This window comes from Sphingomonas sp. AAP5 (genome assembly GCF_004354345.1).
GTDB classification, from domain to species: domain Bacteria; phylum Pseudomonadota; class Alphaproteobacteria; order Sphingomonadales; family Sphingomonadaceae; genus Sphingomonas; species Sphingomonas glacialis.
This window is the reverse complement of sequence record NZ_CP037913.1, coordinates 3,800,396-3,818,182: the sequence shown is the minus strand read 5'-3', so window position 1 is coordinate 3,818,182 and position 17,787 is coordinate 3,800,396. Positions and strand designations below refer to the sequence as shown.

Sequence of the window (17,787 nt, the reverse complement as noted above, 5' to 3'; positions counted from 1 at the left end):
ACGAAATAGGAACTACTAACATCCATTACCGGGGGACGCGCTGGCATGAAAATTATGGCATCATTTTTAGCGGCCGCAGCATTGCTAACCTACTCGACTGAGGCGGTTGCGAGCGACTGGTGGTTCGTTACGTTGGGGGGGCAAAAGCCGGATCGGCAAATAAGTTTTCTTGATACATCGTCTACAGTTAATTTGCGGAACGGAGTCATCAGAGCTTGGTCTTCAACATACTTTGAGTCGGCCGAGACAAAAACGAGCGAAGTAAAGTATGACAAAAAATTGAATGAATATGATTGCAATGCACGTACTATGAGGCTGATTTCGTGGGCCGATTACGATTCAAATGGTAGGCTAATCAACTCAACCTCTTTAAATACATATCAACAAAATGTTGTTCAGGTTATTCCGGACTCGATCGGTGACGATAAAATGCAGTTCGTTTGCAAGGATCTTCGAGATAATTCGATACATGTGGGCCAGATGACGGATGTCATTACGGCGGGAAAGACAATTATAGTTATGTTAGATAATCTAGAGAAATGAGACATCGAATTGATAAATATTTTCCATTTAGTCTGCGCCTCTACGTAAATTAACGGCTCATCGGTTCTCGCTCCACCCCGCCCGCTCGCCGACAACGCGCCCGCCGGGTTTGACGCACTCCAGCGCCAGCAATCGAGGGTACAATGCAACAACATCAAATGGACCGCCTCGCAAAACTAAATGAGCTACGCTCGGCTGGAGCTTTAACGGACGCAGAATTTGAGCGCGAAAAGAGCAACATATTTGATCGGAGGCACTTGAATCCACTGGGCATAGCAGCGTTGACCGGTGGTCTTTTTCTAACTTTGATTGTTGTTGGGGTGCTTACCTACTGGATGACCAACGACATCACGCAACGCGACAACGCGGCACAGAAAATCAGAAAATCCTCCGTTCCAATCCGGCTATCAGTGAAGACATCCGTTCCGGATACGGCTGCAGTGCAGCGACCCGTATCGCTGCCTGACGCGTCCAATAAGTGGGCTGGTCGCTATCAGGGCAAAACAGAAAACGCCAACGCAACTATGACGATCAAAAACCGACCGGGCGGGAAGGTGTTTGTCGATCTGGGCGTGGGAAGCCCTAGATGTCTTGGAGGTATCTCGTTCAACGCCGTTCCAAACGGCAACTTGATCAGCCACCGTGAGCCATACGACGCGGAATCTCAGCAGAGCTGCAAAATGACTCTAGTTCGTAACGGGCTTCGAGTGGTAGTTGAAGAGAATGAGTGTAGCTCGTTTCACGGCTTTGAATGCTCTTTTAATGGAACTCTCGCGAAGCGGTATGCTTCACGTCAGATCCACTAAATATCTCGTTCGGCGATTGGGCATAGTGAAACGCTTACGCAGAATTACTCGCGCGACTTCCAACATTCTCACTACAGCCCGACCGCTTGCCGATGACGCGCCCGCCGAATTTGACACGCTCCAGCGCCAGCGCCGCCGCGACCGAGGGCAGCGCCCCCTTCGTCAGATAGCCAACGACCTCCGCCAGATTTTCCGCATACAGATCAGGCAGGATAACCCGCCCGCTGCCTGTACCGCGTATTCGGTGCGTCCGTATTCCTCCTGTAAAATAGGGTTTGCCGCTTATCCGCTCCAGCCACCTTTTCGAGCGTTGGAAGGCCCAACGCGTGCCGGGGGGCAGATGCGCCAGGATATGAGAGTGCGCGCCATTGTCGCCGCTATTTTCGCGCACATAGGCATAGGCGAACGGCAACCCCTGCTTGCGCAAACAGTCCCGCGCGCATGTCAGAAACGCGCCCGTCGCGGCGGCGGTCGCATCGTCGGCGACCCCAAGCTTTGCCCAGTGGATCGTGACGTGACAATTGAACGCCAAGCCCCGCCGCCAAGCGGTTTGCGCCGCCGCCTCAATGCCCTCCACCTGCTTTGCGGTCAGTCCTTCCGAACAACGGTCGGCCCTGTTTCTGGAGCCTCCCCAGCCGTTACAGGCCGATTTTCCGTGGCGATGCCGCGCACTCTTAGAAGTATTGTATATTGCAGCTTGCGTGCCAGCATTGGGAAGGCGCGGATTTCCGCCATCCCCGCGAGCGCCGTCGGAGCCTGAAAAGGGCATTTCCAGCCCCCTTTCCCATGTTTCAAGATTGCGTCCGAAAAGGCAGGGGAGCGCCCGACCCGAACGCTCCCCTTAATCTAGATGCCCTCTACTTTGCTGATAGCGGCCCGTCTGGCGGGGCACTGGCGAGATAGGCGGTCAGCGCCGCGTTAAGCTCCGGAAGGCGCTCCAGCGGGATTGTCGCGCCTTGCTTGGTCGGAAGCAATTCTGCCCCCTTCCAATACCATTTGCGCCAGTTGCCAAAGGTCCGGCCTTCATGGCTCGCAACCTCCAGCCGCCACACATCGCCACGGTGGATTTGATCGAACAGGATGGTCCCGGTCATGCCACCGCGTCCGCAATCACGACAGGCGTGCGCAGCACATACCGCGCGTGCCAGCCGTCATCGTGTTCCTCGCGAAGGGTATCGATCGACAGGCCATAGTCGTGCCGCAGATCGAAGATGTACGCGCCCAGCCGGTAAGCCCAGCTCGATACCTCCAGCGACGTGACGCCCGCCGCGCCGCTTTCGATCAACGCCTCCAGTGCCCGCGCTTCCTGCCCAGTAACGGCAATCGGTCCGGCGGGGCCAATGGCGTGGACGACGCGCTTGCGGTGCCGGGGTGGCGCGTTGTAAGTTCCGCTTGTCGCGTTAGCTCCCATGCTGGCGATACCCGCCCCCTTGGCCGCTCGAACGGCCTTGGGGGCACCTCCAACAATTTGTTGGTGCGGATCAAACATTGTCCGGCCCTCCCGCGCGAACGGGAAGCGACGCACGCCATTGCTCGGCATCATCACGCGCTACGCGGCTGGCATTGCCCAGCTTGGTAAGGCGGATGCGCCCCGCATTCACTTGTCGGTAAAACTCCGTTCGCGAAATCGAGTAGCGCGACAGGAAGTCCGCTACGGTCATCAATTCGTTCAACATGGTTGACGCTCCGACCCTTAACGGTGGGCCACCGGCTTCCGGGGCATTCCTTGGCGTCGCGTTGAATATGCAGCTTTGCAGCACTTTTGAAACAGATTGTGGTCTAACTATTCCTCGCTTTGAGTGGACTCGTCAGCGACCAACGTCTTAGCCTTTATCTGGCGCAATCGCTCTTCGCCACGTGTCGCGCGAATTGAGCGCACAGCGGCATCAAATTCTTCTTGTTCTCGCAGAGCAGCAAACACCCACGCGCGGGAGCGACCGTAAATTTCGCAGACCCGAGACACCGCAGCCTTTTTTTGCAAACCCAAAACTTCAAATTGCATGACCGCCATGGTGACGTTGTGCACCTCATGCCTTCGGTTTGCGGAATCTGTTGGCGAAACAAATCTGCCCCGTTTCCGCTGGCTTAACGACACTACGTGATATTCGTCTCTATCTAAAAATGCGTTCCCCACCGCCCGAACAAAATCACCCCAATCGTCGTCCAATCCTTTGCCAATTTCTAATAAAATTGTTCCCACAATTTCGTTGTTAAAGGTCATGGGTTCATCGTCGATATCCAAGTGGATTCGCGTCATTCGTTCGAGGCCAACGGGTGTGTATCGGCGGCTCATTTCGCAATTCGCAGGATTTTGTTCTCCGGCTCTAGACCGCTGTGGGCAGACCAAGCGGCCATCATCACCCGCCGCTTCTCCAGCATGTTGCCCCGCCGGTAAGCCGCCTCGCTCTTGTTCGGGATGGCGTGCGCCAGCGCCGCCTCCGATAGTTCATTGGGGAAGTTTGTGGTCTCCGATGCCCAATCCTTAAAGCTGGAGCGGAAACCGTGCGGGACGGCGGTCAATTCCATGTCGCGCATAACTTTGGTTAGCGTCATGTCGGAAATCGGCTTGTCGCGTTTCATGCCGGGGAAAATCAGCGCGTCGTCTTTTGTCGTTCCCGTGCGCCATTGTTTTGCGCGCTCCAGCACCCGCAAAGCCGCGTCAGACAGGGGGATGACGTGCTCGCGCTCCGCTTTCATGCGCGCCGCCGGTATCGTCCACAGAGCGGCCTCCAGATCGATTTCCGCCCATGTCGCGCCGCGTACCTCGCCAGACCGGGCGGCGGTCAAAATCAGAAACTCCAGCGCCACGCGCCCTACCGATTCCCGCGAACGCAGCTTCGCCATAAAATCGGGTAGATCGGCATAGGGCAAAGCTTCGTGATGCCGGTCGGTGCGCTTCTGGCGGGGAAGCGACTTGTCGATTGCCGCCATTGCCAGCGGCACGTCGCGATAGCCCTTAGCAACCGACCAATCGACAATCGAGATAATGCGCTGGCGGATGCGCCGCGCCGTCTCCGGCTTGGTCAACCAGATCGACGCTAGCACGTCGCGCACCGCGGGACCGTCCAGATCGGAAACCGACACGTCGCCAACCGCGGGGAAGCAATGCGTCTCCAGCGATGATAGCCATTGCTTGTCGTGCTTCCCGTTGCGCCACCCTTTGCGCGTCTCGGCATGCACAAGCGCCGCCGCTTCCCGAACGGTAGGAATACCCGCCGCCTTGCGCCGCTCCGCTACCGGATCGATTCCCACCTCGATTTGCGAACGCGCCTTGACTGCACGGTCGCGAGCGAGCGCCAAAGGCACCTTTGCGGCGCTTCCAAGCCCGATATCGCGACGTTTCCCATCTTTTTGCGCCCGCAATATCCAGGAACGCGCGCCGGTGGGGCCGACTAGCAGGAAAAGCCCGTCGCCATCGCCATAGCGGCCCGCCGCTTTAGCGGCTTTTACGGCGGTTGCTGTCAACTTGCCCAACGAAGTTGCTCCCACATTATTTCCCACATCATATGCGGGCTAGTGGGAGATTGCAAGGTACAGGGAGGGACAGAAAAGGTCGGAAAAACCGCCAATTGTTGGCCCCTCTGGGCCTGTCAGGAATGTAGGGAAATCGACAGCTGGCGGAGACGGAGGGATTCGAACCCTCGGTACCAGTAAACCCGGTACGGCGGTTTAGCAAACCGCTGGTTTCAGCCACTCACCCACGTCTCCGGATCACGGCGAAGGCGGGCTATAACCGCGCTTTGCTGCCACGGCAACCGCTTGTGCGCATGTTGCTCGCCGCGGAATCGATTCCGCTGGTCGCGACGGCGCCGCTCGTTCATTGGCGCGACAGCCAGGACGGCGCTATCATGGCGCAATTGCAGCCCCGGGGGAGAATGACGATGCACTTGCGCTGGACCAGCGCGCCGAGGATTGGCGCTGCAATCCTGCTCGCGCTGGCGACCGCGGGAGCCCCGCTTGCGGCACAAGTGCGCACGATCGATCCCAACCAGGCGATCGATTCGGATCTGCGCCAGACGCAGCCGAAAGCGCAGCCGCCCCGCCGCATGCCCACCCCGCCCCCCGCTCAGTCAGATCCTGTCCCGCTGTCCGACACGCCGCGCTATCCCGACGCGCCAGGATCTACCGAGCCGGTCGAGTCCGGCTCCAGCGGATCGTCCGCGGGCAGGCCGACGGGAGCGCCGGCAGGTACGAGCGGATCGGCACAGGACGTCGCGCGCGACGGGGCAGAGGTCGAATCGGCTGACAGCCAGACCTTCCAGAAGCAGGAATTGCTCCGCGCCGCCGAGGGAACGTTCGGCAAGGGCGCATCGGGGCTCGCCGGCATCCTCGAGCGCACGCTCAAAGAGCAGGGCTATCCCAACGCCTATATCGCCGGGCGCGAGGCGTCGGCGGCGGTCGTCGTCGGCCTGCGCTATGGCAAGGGCGAGATGTTCCACAAGGTCGAGGGGCGCCAGCCGGTCTATTGGACCGGCCCATCGGTCGGCTTCGATCTGGGCGGTGATGCCAACAAGGTGTTCGTGCTGGTCTACAACCTCTACGACACCGCGGACCTGTTCAAGCGCTTCCCCGCGGCAGAGGGCCGCGTTTATTTCGTCGGCGGGTTCGCGGCGACCTATCTGCGTCGCGGCAACACGGTGCTGATCCCGATCCGGCTCGGCGTCGGATGGCGGCAGGGTGTCAATCTGGGCTATATGAAGTTCAGCCGGACCTCGAAATGGTTCCCGTTCTGAGCGCAGCGCGGCAGGCCGCAAAAGCGGCCTGACTCGCGCAAGCTCGGCCGGCGGGGCCCGCCCCGACCGACGGCATGGGCTTTGCCCATGCCCGACAAGCGCGTAACGTCCCCTGCGTGACCACCACCCGCCAGATCCTCCGCGCCCTGCTCGCCGCCGCTTATCTCGCCGCGGGCATCCTCCACGTGTTCGTGCCCAGACCGTTTCTCGGGATCACTCCGGACTGGGTCCCCTTCCCCGCCCAGGTGATCCTGCTGACCGGCCTGTGCGAGATTGCCGGGGCGATCGGCCTGTTCGTGCCGCGGCTACGCTGGTGGGCGGGCGTTGGCCTCGCCGCTTATGCGGTGTGCGTCTATCCCGCCAACGTAAAGCACGCGCTCGATTTCATCGAAACCGGCCGCGGCGGACTCGGGTTATGGTACCATATCCCGCGGCTTGCGTTTCAGCCGGTGATCGTGTGGTGGGCGCTGTTCGCCGGTCGCGTGATCGACTGGCCCTTCCCGCGACGGAGCGCAACATGAGCGATATCGACGACACCATCATCGACACGCCCGAAGGTCCGATGACCTGGGCGGCGTGGAAGAAGAAGAACCCGGTGCAGATCCCGTCGCGCCGCACCAAGGGCAAGGACCTGCCCGTCAAGGTGAAGCGCTTCACCGAACCGAAGTGACGCGGCGTTAGCCCAAGAAGCGCCAGCCGAGCGTCTGCCCGGCGTGGAACGGCACGACCGCAGTGTCACCCGCGCCGATCAGTTCGGGAACCGTCTCCTCGCGCCGCTCGAGCGTGATCGTGCCGTCGTTGAGCGGCAAACCGTAGAAACGCGCGCCGTGTTCCGAGGCGAAACCCTCGAACCGGTCGAGCGCATTATCCTCATCGAACACTGCGAGATAGCTTTCGAGCGCGTACGGCGCGTTGAAGATGCCCGCGCAGCCGCAGGACGCTTCCTTGCGCGCGCGGCCATGCGGCGCGCTGTCGGTACCGAGGAAGAAGCTCGGCGACCCCGACACCGCCGCCGCGCGTACCGCGAGGCGATGGCGTTCGCGCTTGATCACCGGCAGGCAATAGGCGTGCGGCTGGAGCCCGCCATCGAACATTGCGTTGCGATTGAGATGGAGATGCTGCGGCGTGATCGTCGCGGCGATGTTGGCCCCCGCGTCGCTCACGAACGCGGCGGCCTCGGCGGTCGTGATATGTTCGAGCACGATCTTCAGCGCAGGATAATCGCGCACCAGCGGCGCCAGCGTCCGCTCGACGAAGATCGCCTCGCGATCGAAGATGTCGATTTCGCGATCGGTCACTTCGCCGTGGATCAGCAGCGGCATGCCGATCCGCTGCAGTGTCTCGAGCACCCCCGACAGCGCGCGGATATCGGTGACGCCGTGCGCCGAGTTCGTCGTCGCATGCGCCGGGTAGAGCTTGCACGCCGCCCACACGCCCTCAGCATAGCCGCGCGCGATCTCCTCGGCATCCGCCGCATCGGTGAGGTAGCAAGTCATCAACGGGGTGAAATCGGTCCCCGCGGGCAAGGCGGCGAGGATCCGCTCGCGATATGCCTCTGCCGCCGCGATCGTGGTCACCGGCGGGGTCAGGTTCGGCATCACGATCGCGCGCGCGAACTGGCGCGCGGTGTACTGCGCAACCGCGGCAAGCATCTCGCCATCGCGGAGGTGGACATGCCAGTCGTCGGGGCGGCGGATCGTGAGGCGCTCGGTCATGCCGACCGCCTAGCGCGCGGCGCGGCGAATCGCCAGCCGCGTATTGCCGCTGCGGCGCGCCGCCCCTACCTCCATGCCATGAATGCCACCACGCTCGCCGATCGATCGCTCCTCCGCCTGTCGGGGGAGGATGTCCGCGGCTTTTTGCAGGGGCTCGTCACCGCCGACATGGCCGGGCCCTTCCCGGCCTGGGCCGGCTTGCTGACGCCGCAGGGCAAGGCGCTGTTCGACTTCATCGTCTGGACCGACGGCGACGACGTCCTGCTCGACTGCGAGGCGAGCGTTGCCGAAGCCTTGCGGCGGCGGCTGTCGATCTATCGCCTGCGGCGCGCGATCACGATCGAGCAGACCAACGGTGCGGTGCATTGGTCGCGCGAGCCCGGCCAGGGCGTGCCCGACCCCCGGCTGGCCGAACTCGGCTATCGCTGGCTGGGCGAGCCGGGCGAGGCAGCAACCGGGTGGCACGCGCATCGCCTGTCGCTCGGCGTTGCCGAAGGCGAGGCCGAGCTCGGCAGCGACAAGACGCTGTGGCTCGAGGCGAACGCGCGCGAACTGAACGGCGTCAGTTTCACCAAGGGCTGCTATGTCGGCCAGGAGAACACCGCGCGGATGCACCATCGCAGCAAGGTCAACCGCCGGCTCGTGGTGGCACCGCTCGGCGAGCCGGGCGAGCGCACCCGTGCGACCTATCCCGACCTCGGCCTGATGGTCGAACTGCGCCGCGTCGAAGCGCTCGGCGATGCCGTGGTGCCCGATTGGCTGGCGACGGCGTTAGCGCACGCCGACGCGTAACGCCAAGCGCCCCGTTACCGCCCGATCGAGCTGTATGCGAACCCGGCGCGCTCGGCATCGCTCGGCGGATAGACGTTGCGCAGATCGACCATCACCGGCGCCGCCATCGTCGCCGCCAGCCGCTTGAGATCGAGCGCGCGGTAGATGTTCCACTCGGTCACGATCACGACCGCGTCAGCGCCCTGCGCGGCGGCATAGGCGTCGCCGCAATAGGTGATGTCGGGCATCATCGTCTTGGCGATCTCCATCCCCTCGGGGTCATGCGCGCGCACCGTGATGCCAGCGTCGAGCAAGCTTTGGATGATCGCCAGGCTCGGCGCATCGCGCATGTCGTCGGTGTTGGGCTTGAAGGTCAGCCCCAGCACCGCGACGGTCTTGCCGCGCACGCTCGTCCCGTCGCCGCCGCCGAGCGCCGCAATCACCTTGCGCCCCATCGCGCGCTTGCGCGTGTCGTTGACCTGGACGACCGCCTCGACGATCCGCACCGGCGTTTCGTAATCCTCGGCGGTCTTGAGCAAAGCGAGCGTGTCCTTGGGGAAGCACGAACCGCCGTAGCCCGGCCCGGCGTGGAGGAACTTCGAACCGATCCGGTTATCGAGCCCGATCCCGCGCGACACGTCCTTGACGTTCGCGCCGACCGCTTCGCACAGATCGGCGATCTCGTTGATGAAGGTGATCTTGGTCGCCAGGAAGGCATTGGCGGCATATTTGATCAGTTCGGACGTCCGCCGCCCGGTGAACAGGATCGGGCTCTCGTTGAGATACAGCGGGCGATAGACATCGCGCATCACTTGCTGCGCGCGCGGATCCTCGGTGCCGATCACGATCCGGTCGGGCCGCTTGAAGTCGCCGATCGCGGCGCCCTCGCGCAGGAACTCGGGGTTGGAGACGACCGCGATCGGAAAGTCGCCGGCGAGTTCGGTGAGAATCTCCTCGACCTTGTCGCCGGTGCCGACGGGAACGGTCGACTTGGTGACGACCACGACCGGCCCGTCGATCGCCTCGGCGATTTCGCGCGTTGCGGCGAACACATAGCTCAGGTCAGCATGGCCGTCGCCACGGCGCGACGGTGTTCCCACCGCGATGAACACCGCATCGGCCCCGGCGACCGCAGCCTTGAGATCGGTCGTGAAGCGGAGCCGCCCCGCCGCGACATTGCTCGCGACGAGCGTATCGAGACCGGGCTCGAAGATCGGCATCTTGCCCGCCTCGAGTGCCGCAATCTTGGTCTCGTCCTTGTCGACGCAGATCACGTCATGGCCGAAATCCGAAAAGCATGCCCCTGATACCAGGCCGACATACCCCGAGCCGATCATCGTAATCCGCATGAAAAGTCCTCAAATCTCGCAAGCGTACCACAGTCCGGAGGCGCCCCGAGGCGCGCTCCACAACTGCCGCTCTAGCCGATCATGGCGGTATTGCCAGCCCGGCGCGATCGCTCGCCGGCCTCATATGTACCGTGCCACCGGCGCACAAAAAAGGGGAGACCGGCTTGCGCCGATCTCCCCGTTTTCTGACCAAGGTCAGGTCTGGGCTTAGTTGCCCGAACCCGGACCGTAGGACACTTCCACGCGACGGTTCTGCACTTCGCGAACGCCATCGGCGGTCTGGACGCGCAGATGGGCGGGATCTTCACCGAAGGCTTCGGTGCCGATCGAGCCATCCGGGATCGAATGGGCGGTCATGTACGCACGAACCGCATCGTTGCGGCGCTGCGACAGGCCGACGTTGTACTTCGGCGTACCCGAACGGTCGGTGAAGCCAGCAAGCATGACCTTTGCGTTACCGCAGTTCTGGTACTGCGCGATTGCGCCGTCCAGGATCGAGGCTGCCTCAGGCGTGACGTCCGACTTGTCCCACTCGAAGAACACGATGAACGGTCCAGGCGAGCAAGGCGTCGCGACAACCGGAGCCGGCTCAGGCGGCGGCGGGGGAGGCGGCGGCGGGGGCGGCGGCGGCGGCGGCGGAGCAGCAGGCTCGCCGAAGTTGTACGTCAGGCCTGCGAGCAGGCTGTGCGTACGATAGCGACCGTTGTAGCCACGACCCGCAACGTCGACCAGCTTGACGTTGTCGGCGGTGAAGAAGCGATACTTGATCGACGCATCGACGTGCTTCGTGATCGGCGCGCGAACGCCGGCGAGGCCCTGATACGCGAAAACCGTGTCGCTGTCGTTGAGCAGGTTCTGCAGGCTGTTGATGCCGAAGCGCTCCTTGACGCGTGCAACACCAACACCGCCGCCGACGAAGCCCTGGATGCCGTCATCGTCGCCGAAGTCGACAAGGCCGTTGACCATGAAGCTCAGTGCGGTCGTGCGACCACGAGCGAACTGGTACGTGCCAGCCGGATAGTTGCCGACTGCGCCCGACGGGATGAGACCCGGCGTCGTGACCGACGAACGATAGTTATCGACCGATGCGCTCTTGTAGCCGACTTCGGCTTCGAGGCGGAACATGCCAAGGTCGTAACCGATCACGCCATCGACGTCGTAGCCGTAGCGATGATCGACGGTACCGGCGCTCTTCACGTTGTTGATATCGAACTTGATATCTTCCACGAGCACTGCACCACCGTCGACGCCGACATACCAGGACTTATCCCGGGCCAGCGCTGGTGTGGTAACGAGAGCAGTGGAGGCAAGCGCTATGGTAACGGCTAGCTTCCGCATAAAAATCCCCTTCATCTGGTTGTCACTCGGACAGCGCAAACCCTCTACCGAATGGAAGGTTTCCACGCAAGCGCACAAATGTCCGGACTGTTGCTGATTTAACACAGATTTAGCGGGAACCGTCAGCGATTTTCGATGCTACGCGGCAGCAATGAGACCAAGCGTTTGAAGTGCCGCCAGAATCGTTGTGATCGTGGTGCGCGCCTCGGCGTCGATCGTGCTGCCGTTCGCAGGTGCAGCAATGGCCGGCCGCGGGGGCCCGAGCATCGCAAATCCGCCGAGGATAAGGTGCGACGCAGCAAGCGTTCCGACCGTCCAACGGCTGCCATCGAAACGCGCATCGGCCCGATCGGCCTCGCTCCACACGGTCATCCCGGGTTGCGCCGCAACGAACCGCCAGCCCCCCGCGGTCCAACCGGCCAGCGCCTGTGCCTGCCCGCGCCAAGCGCCGCGCGGGGCTGCGCCAACGATCCAGCATGCGCCCGGCAACGGCGCCTCTGGCGGCGTGTCGAGCCCGACCGCCTCGACGCTCGCCTGCACCGCCATGTCGAGCAACGTCAGGGCCTCGTTGTGCGAAAGCTCCTTCTGCGCCTGCCCGGGCTGCAGCAACGGCAGGCCCAGGCGCGTGCTTTTCTCATCGCTCATGCAAATCTCCTGTCATCCGTTGCCGTCGGGAATCGTGATCGTTGCGCCGTCGGATTCGCCGTGCGTGCCGATCTGGACGACGCGCAACACAACCCCGCCCCCTCGGTCCGCGGCCGCCACGACGACACGCGGTTCGTGCGTCTCGATCAGCGTCGTAGCGCCATCGCCGCGCAGCAGCGTGACGCGATACGCCTCGCGCTCTTCGCCTTGCGGAACATCGATCCCATCGCTCCAGCGCCACCCGTTTCTGCTGCGCCGCACCCAAGTCACGCAGGCATCGCCCGCCCCGCTTTCGCGCCAACGGAGATGGACGGGGGACGGCGGCACGACCGAAGTTCCGCGCACCATCACGCGCGTCGCAACCGGTCCGTCGATGTCGCCGGTCCCCGACGCGAGGAGGCGAAGGTCGGCCCCCAACGCGGCGAGCGGCAGGTCGAGCGAAAGAGCCGATTCGGCCTCGATCAGCACGAAGCGATCGCCGATCGCCTGCCCCCCCATCGCCGCTTCGGTCCCCCGCCGCCCGCGCCACAGCCCCGCCAGCCGCCAGCGCCGCGCGCCGATCTGGGTCGCGGTCGAAAATTGCAGCAGTTCATCGCCCACCAGCGCGAGATTGGCGCCCCCATCGAGCGCGCGCGGATCGGCGCTTTCGAGCGTCATCGCCGAGTAAGCGAGATCGACCTCGAACGCCTGCGCCTGATCGGCGATCGCACTCGACGCGCGCCCCGGTAGGCTCGCCAGCCGCCCCATGGTTCCTGGCGCTGCGGTCGATCCCAGCGGCGTCCAGCGCGCCCCGCCGTCGAGGCTGTAGAGCAACGCCGCACGCCGCCAGCCCGGCTGCGTTCCGCCGGCGACGATCGTCACGCGCGGTGCCGACAGCAGCGCGTCGTCGAACGGCAAGCTCTCGAACACCTCGATCACCGTGGCGCCCGTCACCACATCGGGCGCCGCCAGCACGCGCCCCGGGCTCGCCGCCACCGGCAGCGTCCCGCCCGCGAGCCGCACGCAGTCGAGCGACAGAACCATCTTTTCGAGCGACCAGCCCGTGACGCGCCACACCCCCGCCACTCCGGCGATCGTGACGCACGCGCCCGGCACCACGTCGAGCGCGTCCCAACCGAGCGTCACGCTGCGCCGCTCGCGCCCCGCCTCGCCGCGCGCGAGGATGCCGTGCGCAAGCGTCTTGGCGGTTCCCGCATCGATCGCGGCGGGCAGCTCGATTCGATCCTCGCGCCGCCCCGCACCGGGCCGCCGCACACTCTGCAAACCTATCTGGTACTCCCGCGCCGGATCGTAGTGCGACAGCGTGACCTGTCGCGGCACGCTTTCAATCGCAGCGACTGCGCGGTGATGCTTGCCGCTCGAAGCGCCCGCGCCGCGCGTCTCGCCATTGGCGATCTCGCGCTCGGGCATGGTCCCTGCGCGCATCGCCACCGTGCCGCCGATCGGCGCGAACCACGCACCCCCGGCCTGGGCCAGCGTGTCGAGCACGCTGCCGACGCTGTCGCCATACGCCGCAAAGCCGGCGAGTAGCTGGACCGCCTCTGCCGCGGCCACGCTCCCCTCCGAAAGCGCCGCGGCGATCGCGCCGACCGACACTGGCGCGGCATCGCCGATCACTTCGAAGGTCAGCGAGGGAATGCGATTGCCATAATCGGTAAGCTGGAGCGTCTCGAACACCGCATAGGCGATCCCGCGATGCGCCGGGGCGAACCCCACCCCCTCGGCCGCGGCGATCAGCGGATCGACCGGCTGGTCCTCGCCCCCCAGATGCAGCCGAAACCCCGTCGAGACCTTGAAGTCGCCGCCACTGCCGCGCAGCAGATTGCCATCCGCCCAGATCCGCCCGACCCCGACGATCGGCCGCCCCGACAGCGCCACCGCGAACGACGCCGCATAGCTGTAACGCGTGACGCTCGGCTGGCCCTTGCCGGTGCTGCTCCTCGATCGGCTCTCGAGCAGATCGGTCGCCCAGATCACGCACCCGCCGACGCGCATCGTGCCGAACACCTTCTGCAGCGGCGTGCCGTAATTCGACGTCTGCAGGTGCAGCGACGCAAGCCGCGGCCCCTCCACGCCCTTGGGCCGCATCAGCACGTCGCGATCGACCACGCCGCCGAGCGCCGCACCCAGCACCGCCCCGATCGGCCCGCCGAGCGCGCGGCCCACCACCGAAAGCACCAACGTCGCCATTTCAGTCTCCTGTCACGCGCCAGCAGCCGAGCATCGGCCACGGCGCCGCCCCCGGCCGCGCGACGACTCGCCGCAGCACCGCATCGGCATGGATCAGTCCGCCAGCCACCAGCACCGCCAGATGAAATTGCGCCGGCCCCGCCGCGAACAGCGCGATATCCCCCGGCGCCGGGTCGCCCACGCGCGCCAGCCCGCTCGCGTCGAAGCGCGCGATCAGCGTCGCGGCATCGCCGCCCCGCAGCGCGTAATCTCCCGGAATGTCACCGTCGAAGCCACCCGCCCGCGCCGCGAGCGCCGCCACCCCAACGCAGTCGAGCCCATGCGCGGGAACACGCCCCTGTAACCGAAACCCGACCCCGATCAGCGCCTCCGCCGCCGCCACGACAGCCGCCGCGCGCGTCATGCCCCAGGATAGCGCGTCAGCAAGTCGATCCCCGGCAGGAACGGCTCGCCGCGGAAGTTGACGGCATTGGCAAAGCGCCCGGCACAGGTCGCCAGGCTCTTGTCGCACCCCTCGATCAGCTCGACCAAATCCCCCGCCGCCACCGGCAGCGCGGGGTCGATCCGCAGCGTGACGCTGCTCCCGTCGGATACCGCAATCGCCCCCTCGAGCCCCGAATTCTCCCCGCCGATCCAGCGCAGCAGCCCCCCGCCATACGCGTTGGCGACCGGCTCGGCGGCGTCGAGCGTCACCACCCGTTCGTGCCACGCCGCCACCCGCGCATAGCGCCGCCGCCCCGCCATCGCGACGCGACAGCGCGCGTCGCCGAGTTCGGCACGACATTCGGGCGAGGTCACCTCGACCACGGGCCGATCGAGCGCCGCGGTCGCACCGCGCAATTCGGCGGTAAAGCCGTGCGCGTCGCTCTCGACCGCACCGATCGTCCCCTCGCCGAGCGGCACGCGACGCGCATCCGCCCCGCTCCAGTCGACCGCGAACAGCTGGACGCGCGCGCCATCCCACCGCCCGGCGAGCAAATCGCGCGCGCCGATCGCCGCACTGGTCAGCGCGCCGGTAATGTCCATCGTATCGGCATCGAGCCCGTCGCTGCGCTTGATCGCCGAGGGCGTCATCCCCGGCGCGGCGGCATGGACGAGCCCGTCGATCGCGAGATCGCGGTCATGATCGGTCAGCCCGATCGCCACGCCATCGCGCCGCTCGATCCGCCAGCACAAGGCGAGCGTGGTGAGGGGGCCGGTGAGCAAGGACATAAGATTTCTCCAGAATCCCTCTCCCTTTGGGAGAGGATGGCCGAGCGCAGCGAGGTCGGGTGAGGGCAGTCCACGCCGGGAAGGCCCCACAAGCGCACTGCACGCTACTCCCGCACCTCGATCAGCGGCACGCTGGTCGTCGCGCCCGCCAGGAACGTCGTCCGAGTGACGCTCAGCGTATCCTCGGCAAAGCGCACCGCCACGTCGAACAGAAACCCAGCACGCACCGCCACCCCCACGCCCGGCGCCACATCGAGCACGACATAGCCCCCCGCCGCGAGCGTGAACCGCGTCGTCTCGACCCCATCGACCGCAACGCGCACGCTCCCCGCGACCGGCCGCGTGATCCGCCGCACCGCGTCGCCATAGTGTTTGACGAGCGCGAAGCTGACCGTGACGCCGTCGCCTTCCCCCAGCAGCTGATCGCCCGCCCCAAAGCCCGCCCCGCTCGAGGAAAAATCGAACGGATCGCGCAAGCGAAAGCCGCGCGCCGGCCCCATCCGCGCGCGGAAGAAGGCCAGCAACATCGCGATATCCGCCTCCGATCGCACCCCCGGCGCGACATCGTAGCGCGTCCGCGCCTCGGCCCAGCTCGCATTGCGCATTTCCTGCCCGCCAGCGCTCGTGACGATCGCAGTCGAAAATTGCGGCGTCACCTCGGCCTCGCGCCCCAGCGCAAGCGGGAACAGCACATCGTCGAACGGCACCACCGCATCCTCCTCGGTCTCGAAATGGACGAACCCGTCGCGCAGCACTTGCGGCAGCGCCCAGACGAAGGTCGCCGCCACCCCGCGCGCGCGCGCCGCCTCGGCCGCCGCCGCAATCTCGTGCCACTGCGCCCGCTGGTCGCTGCGCAGCACGAAGCCCGCAAAATAATGCGTCTGCGCCGCCGCATAGCCGAGCCGCGCCTGCGCCACCGCGACCGCGCGCGCCGTGCCCGCGACATCCCCCGCAGTCACGAAATCATAATCCTCGAGCTGCAGCACATCGAACGCCGGCCACGCCCAGCCGAGCGGCACGTTGGCACGCTTTAACTCGGGCGCATCATGCGCCAGCACGCTTGGCAGATAGACCAGCAGATGCGTCTCGACCGCCGGCGCCACCGCCCTCACCGCCGCGACCAGCGCCGCGGTCGACGCCGCGAGCAGCGCTCCCGCCGCATCGAGCAGGTCGCGCTGTGCGACACTCGTGACGGCGTGAACATCCGCAATCTCGACCGGATCGCCCAGCGCCGCCCGAGCGCTCGCATCGTACAGACACGGCCGCCCATCGCCGAGCACCCACCACCACGGCTCGCCAACCTGGAATTTGGGCGCGAGCCCCGCCGCGAGCGCGATCTCGATCACCGCCACCGCAACCGCGCGCAGATAGCCCATCGCCCCCGTGCTCGCCGGCGACAGCAGGCACGACGGCGGATCCCACCCGGTCAACGCGGGCGTGCCATCCCAGGCGCGCTGCTTCCAGTCGCTCCAGCAATGCGCGTCGAACAGTTCATAGCTGATCGACCAGATCACCTCATACCCGAGCGCCTTCGCGCGCACCGCGAAATCGCGCTGCCACGCCGCCGCCGCGACATTGAGCACGCCCCCCGCCAGGCTCACGTAAAAGCCGCCCGAATTGGCCTCGACCCGCAGGAAGTGGCTCATCCCGAGATAGTGGACGATGCTTCCGCGATAGCCGAGCAGCAGCGCATTCCGCAGCAACCGCTCGGGCGTGAGATTATAGCTGTCGTCATACCCGCTCGCGATCTGCAAACCGTGTTCGGGCACCACGACATCGCCGATTGCAAGCACCGCGCCCGATCCCTCGCAGCGAAGCGCGCTCAGCTCGACCCACGCCTCCACCGGCGCGGGCAACGCCGCACTGCCGCGTTCGACGAACCCCGGCGGCACGAGCGAAACGAACATCCGGTCGACATCGCCCGCCCACACCGGGTCGGCGTCATCGGGCAGCCGATAGCCGCCGTCGAGCGCCGCGAAATCGAGCGTGATCGTCGCATCCTCGGGCGTGCCGTCGGCATAATTCCACAGCCGCACATACCAGGCGCGCGCCGCGCCGCGCGCATCGCGCCCCTCGATCGTCAGCACCGGACCGTTGACTTGATCGAGCGCCACCACCCCGTTCGCACGCCAGCGGAACGACAGCCGACAGCCGCGAAAATCGCGCGCCGTCTCATAGCGCAGCAGCGAATGATCGTGGCTATCCTCGGCCTCCCAGATCAGCCCCGCCAGATCCCCCGCGGTGTAGAACACCGCATCGACACGCAAAGCGTCGGCGGCGGTGGTGGTCACCGCCGCCATCATCGGCCGCGGAAAATTGACCGTCCAGAAGCGCGGATCGAAGCGTGTCATCACGCTCTCGCTCTGGATCGTGCGGTCCCGTGCAAGCCAGAATGGCATAAAAAGCCCCTCCCCTTCAGGGGAGGGGTTGGGGTGGGGCCGTAAAGACCCCGACCACCCAGCACGTCCCCACCCCCAGCCCCTCC

At 65.1% G+C, this 17,787-nt stretch carries 20 protein-coding genes and 1 tRNA gene; 6 read left to right on the top strand and 15 right to left on the bottom strand.

From position 1 onward, the window contains the following. Positions 1–45 precede the first annotated feature (45 nt). Both E2E30_RS17780 and E2E30_RS17775 read left to right on the top strand, forming a co-directional pair. Positions 46–543: a surface-adhesin E family protein gene (locus E2E30_RS17780; RefSeq protein WP_133191690.1), complete on the top strand. Its 498-nt coding sequence runs from the start codon at positions 46–48 to the stop codon at positions 541–543. A gap of 143 nt (positions 544–686) precedes the next feature. Beyond that, positions 687–1,349, top strand: coding sequence for an SHOCT domain-containing protein (locus tag E2E30_RS17775; RefSeq protein WP_133191689.1), 663 nt, complete (start codon positions 687–689; stop codon positions 1,347–1,349). A gap of 34 nt (positions 1,350–1,383) precedes the next feature. On the opposite strand, the gene E2E30_RS17770 is transcribed toward E2E30_RS17775, so the two are convergent. The 7 genes from E2E30_RS17770 to E2E30_RS17740 form a co-directional block, all read right to left on the bottom strand. Next, positions 1,384–2,118 carry a hypothetical protein gene (locus E2E30_RS17770; RefSeq protein ID WP_133191688.1) on the bottom strand — a complete coding sequence of 245 codons (735 nt, stop codon included), beginning with the start codon at positions 2,116–2,118 and terminating at the stop codon, positions 1,384–1,386. A gap of 88 nt (positions 2,119–2,206) precedes the next feature. After that, complete coding sequence (locus E2E30_RS17765; RefSeq protein WP_133191687.1) at positions 2,207–2,443, bottom strand: hypothetical protein; 237 nt, start codon at positions 2,441–2,443, stop codon at positions 2,207–2,209. Then, the gene (locus tag E2E30_RS20945) at positions 2,440–2,838 is read right to left on the bottom strand and encodes a winged helix domain-containing protein (RefSeq protein ID WP_206365610.1); all 399 of its coding nucleotides are present in this window, start codon (positions 2,836–2,838) and stop codon (positions 2,440–2,442) included. Before E2E30_RS20945 ends, E2E30_RS17765 begins: the two co-directional genes overlap by 4 nt. Then, a complete protein-coding gene (locus tag E2E30_RS17755) occupies positions 2,831–3,025 on the bottom strand; it encodes a hypothetical protein (RefSeq protein ID WP_133191686.1) in 195 nt (64 codons plus the stop codon). Before E2E30_RS17755 ends, E2E30_RS20945 begins: the two co-directional genes overlap by 8 nt. Positions 3,026–3,132: 107 nt before the next feature. Next, positions 3,133–3,591 (bottom strand): hypothetical protein, encoded by a 459-nt coding sequence (locus E2E30_RS17750; protein ID WP_133191685.1) that lies wholly within the window; start codon positions 3,589–3,591, stop codon positions 3,133–3,135. A 47-nt stretch (positions 3,592–3,638) separates the two neighbouring features. Further along, complete coding sequence (locus E2E30_RS17745) at positions 3,639–4,823, bottom strand: tyrosine-type recombinase/integrase (protein WP_133191684.1); 1,185 nt, start codon at positions 4,821–4,823, stop codon at positions 3,639–3,641. 141 nt (positions 4,824–4,964) lie between these two features. After that, positions 4,965–5,057 (bottom strand) — tRNA-Ser (locus E2E30_RS17740). A 167-nt stretch (positions 5,058–5,224) separates the two neighbouring features. Here E2E30_RS17740 and E2E30_RS17735 point away from each other — a divergent pair. The 3 genes from E2E30_RS17735 to E2E30_RS20840 all read left to right on the top strand — a co-directional run bounded on the left by E2E30_RS17735 (position 5,225) and on the right by E2E30_RS20840 (position 6,752). Next, positions 5,225–6,082, top strand: a complete 858-nt coding sequence (locus tag E2E30_RS17735; RefSeq protein WP_133192179.1) for a DUF1134 domain-containing protein — start codon at positions 5,225–5,227, stop codon at positions 6,080–6,082. A 74-nt stretch (positions 6,083–6,156) separates the two neighbouring features. Beyond that, a complete protein-coding gene (locus tag E2E30_RS17730; protein ID WP_133191683.1) occupies positions 6,157–6,603 on the top strand; it encodes a DoxX family protein in 447 nt (148 codons plus the stop codon). Then, positions 6,600–6,752, top strand: coding sequence for a hypothetical protein (locus E2E30_RS20840; RefSeq protein ID WP_165954556.1), 153 nt, complete (start codon positions 6,600–6,602; stop codon positions 6,750–6,752). The genes E2E30_RS17730 and E2E30_RS20840 overlap by 4 nt, the downstream gene beginning before the upstream one ends. Before the next feature lie 7 nt (positions 6,753–6,759). Here E2E30_RS20840 and pyrC read toward each other — a convergent pair whose 3' ends face one another. Then, positions 6,760–7,797: a dihydroorotase gene (gene pyrC, locus E2E30_RS17725; RefSeq protein ID WP_133191682.1), complete on the bottom strand. Its 1,038-nt coding sequence runs from the start codon at positions 7,795–7,797 to the stop codon at positions 6,760–6,762. Positions 7,798–7,875: 78 nt separating this feature from the next. Between pyrC and ygfZ the strand changes: the two genes are divergently transcribed. Beyond that, the gene (gene ygfZ, locus E2E30_RS17720; protein ID WP_133191681.1) at positions 7,876–8,589 is read left to right on the top strand and encodes a CAF17-like 4Fe-4S cluster assembly/insertion protein YgfZ; all 714 of its coding nucleotides are present in this window, start codon (positions 7,876–7,878) and stop codon (positions 8,587–8,589) included. A gap of 14 nt (positions 8,590–8,603) precedes the next feature. Here ygfZ and E2E30_RS17715 read toward each other — a convergent pair whose 3' ends face one another. The 7 genes from E2E30_RS17715 to E2E30_RS17685 form a co-directional block, all read right to left on the bottom strand. Continuing rightward, entirely contained in the window at positions 8,604–9,917 is a 1,314-nt protein-coding gene (locus E2E30_RS17715) for a UDP-glucose dehydrogenase family protein (RefSeq protein WP_133191680.1), read from the bottom strand. A 207-nt stretch (positions 9,918–10,124) separates the two neighbouring features. Beyond that, the gene (locus E2E30_RS17710) at positions 10,125–11,255 is read right to left on the bottom strand and encodes an OmpA family protein (protein ID WP_165954589.1); all 1,131 of its coding nucleotides are present in this window, start codon (positions 11,253–11,255) and stop codon (positions 10,125–10,127) included. A 138-nt stretch (positions 11,256–11,393) separates the two neighbouring features. Next, entirely contained in the window at positions 11,394–11,900 is a 507-nt protein-coding gene (locus tag E2E30_RS17705; RefSeq protein WP_133191679.1) for a DUF2793 domain-containing protein, read from the bottom strand. A 12-nt stretch (positions 11,901–11,912) separates the two neighbouring features. Next, positions 11,913–14,090 (bottom strand): phage tail protein, encoded by a 2,178-nt coding sequence (locus tag E2E30_RS17700; RefSeq protein WP_133191678.1) that lies wholly within the window; start codon positions 14,088–14,090, stop codon positions 11,913–11,915. Position 14,091: 1 nt separating this feature from the next. Next, the gene (locus tag E2E30_RS17695; protein WP_133191677.1) at positions 14,092–14,493 is read right to left on the bottom strand and encodes a peptidoglycan endopeptidase; all 402 of its coding nucleotides are present in this window, start codon (positions 14,491–14,493) and stop codon (positions 14,092–14,094) included. After that, positions 14,490–15,302, bottom strand: a complete 813-nt coding sequence (locus tag E2E30_RS17690) for a DUF2163 domain-containing protein (RefSeq protein WP_133191676.1) — start codon at positions 15,300–15,302, stop codon at positions 14,490–14,492. Before E2E30_RS17690 ends, E2E30_RS17695 begins: the two co-directional genes overlap by 4 nt. Before the next feature lie 104 nt (positions 15,303–15,406). Continuing rightward, on the bottom strand, positions 15,407–17,701 hold the full coding sequence (locus E2E30_RS17685) for a DUF2460 domain-containing protein (protein ID WP_133191675.1): 2,295 nt from the start codon (positions 17,699–17,701) through the stop codon (positions 15,407–15,409). Positions 17,702–17,787: the final 86 nt, after the last annotated feature.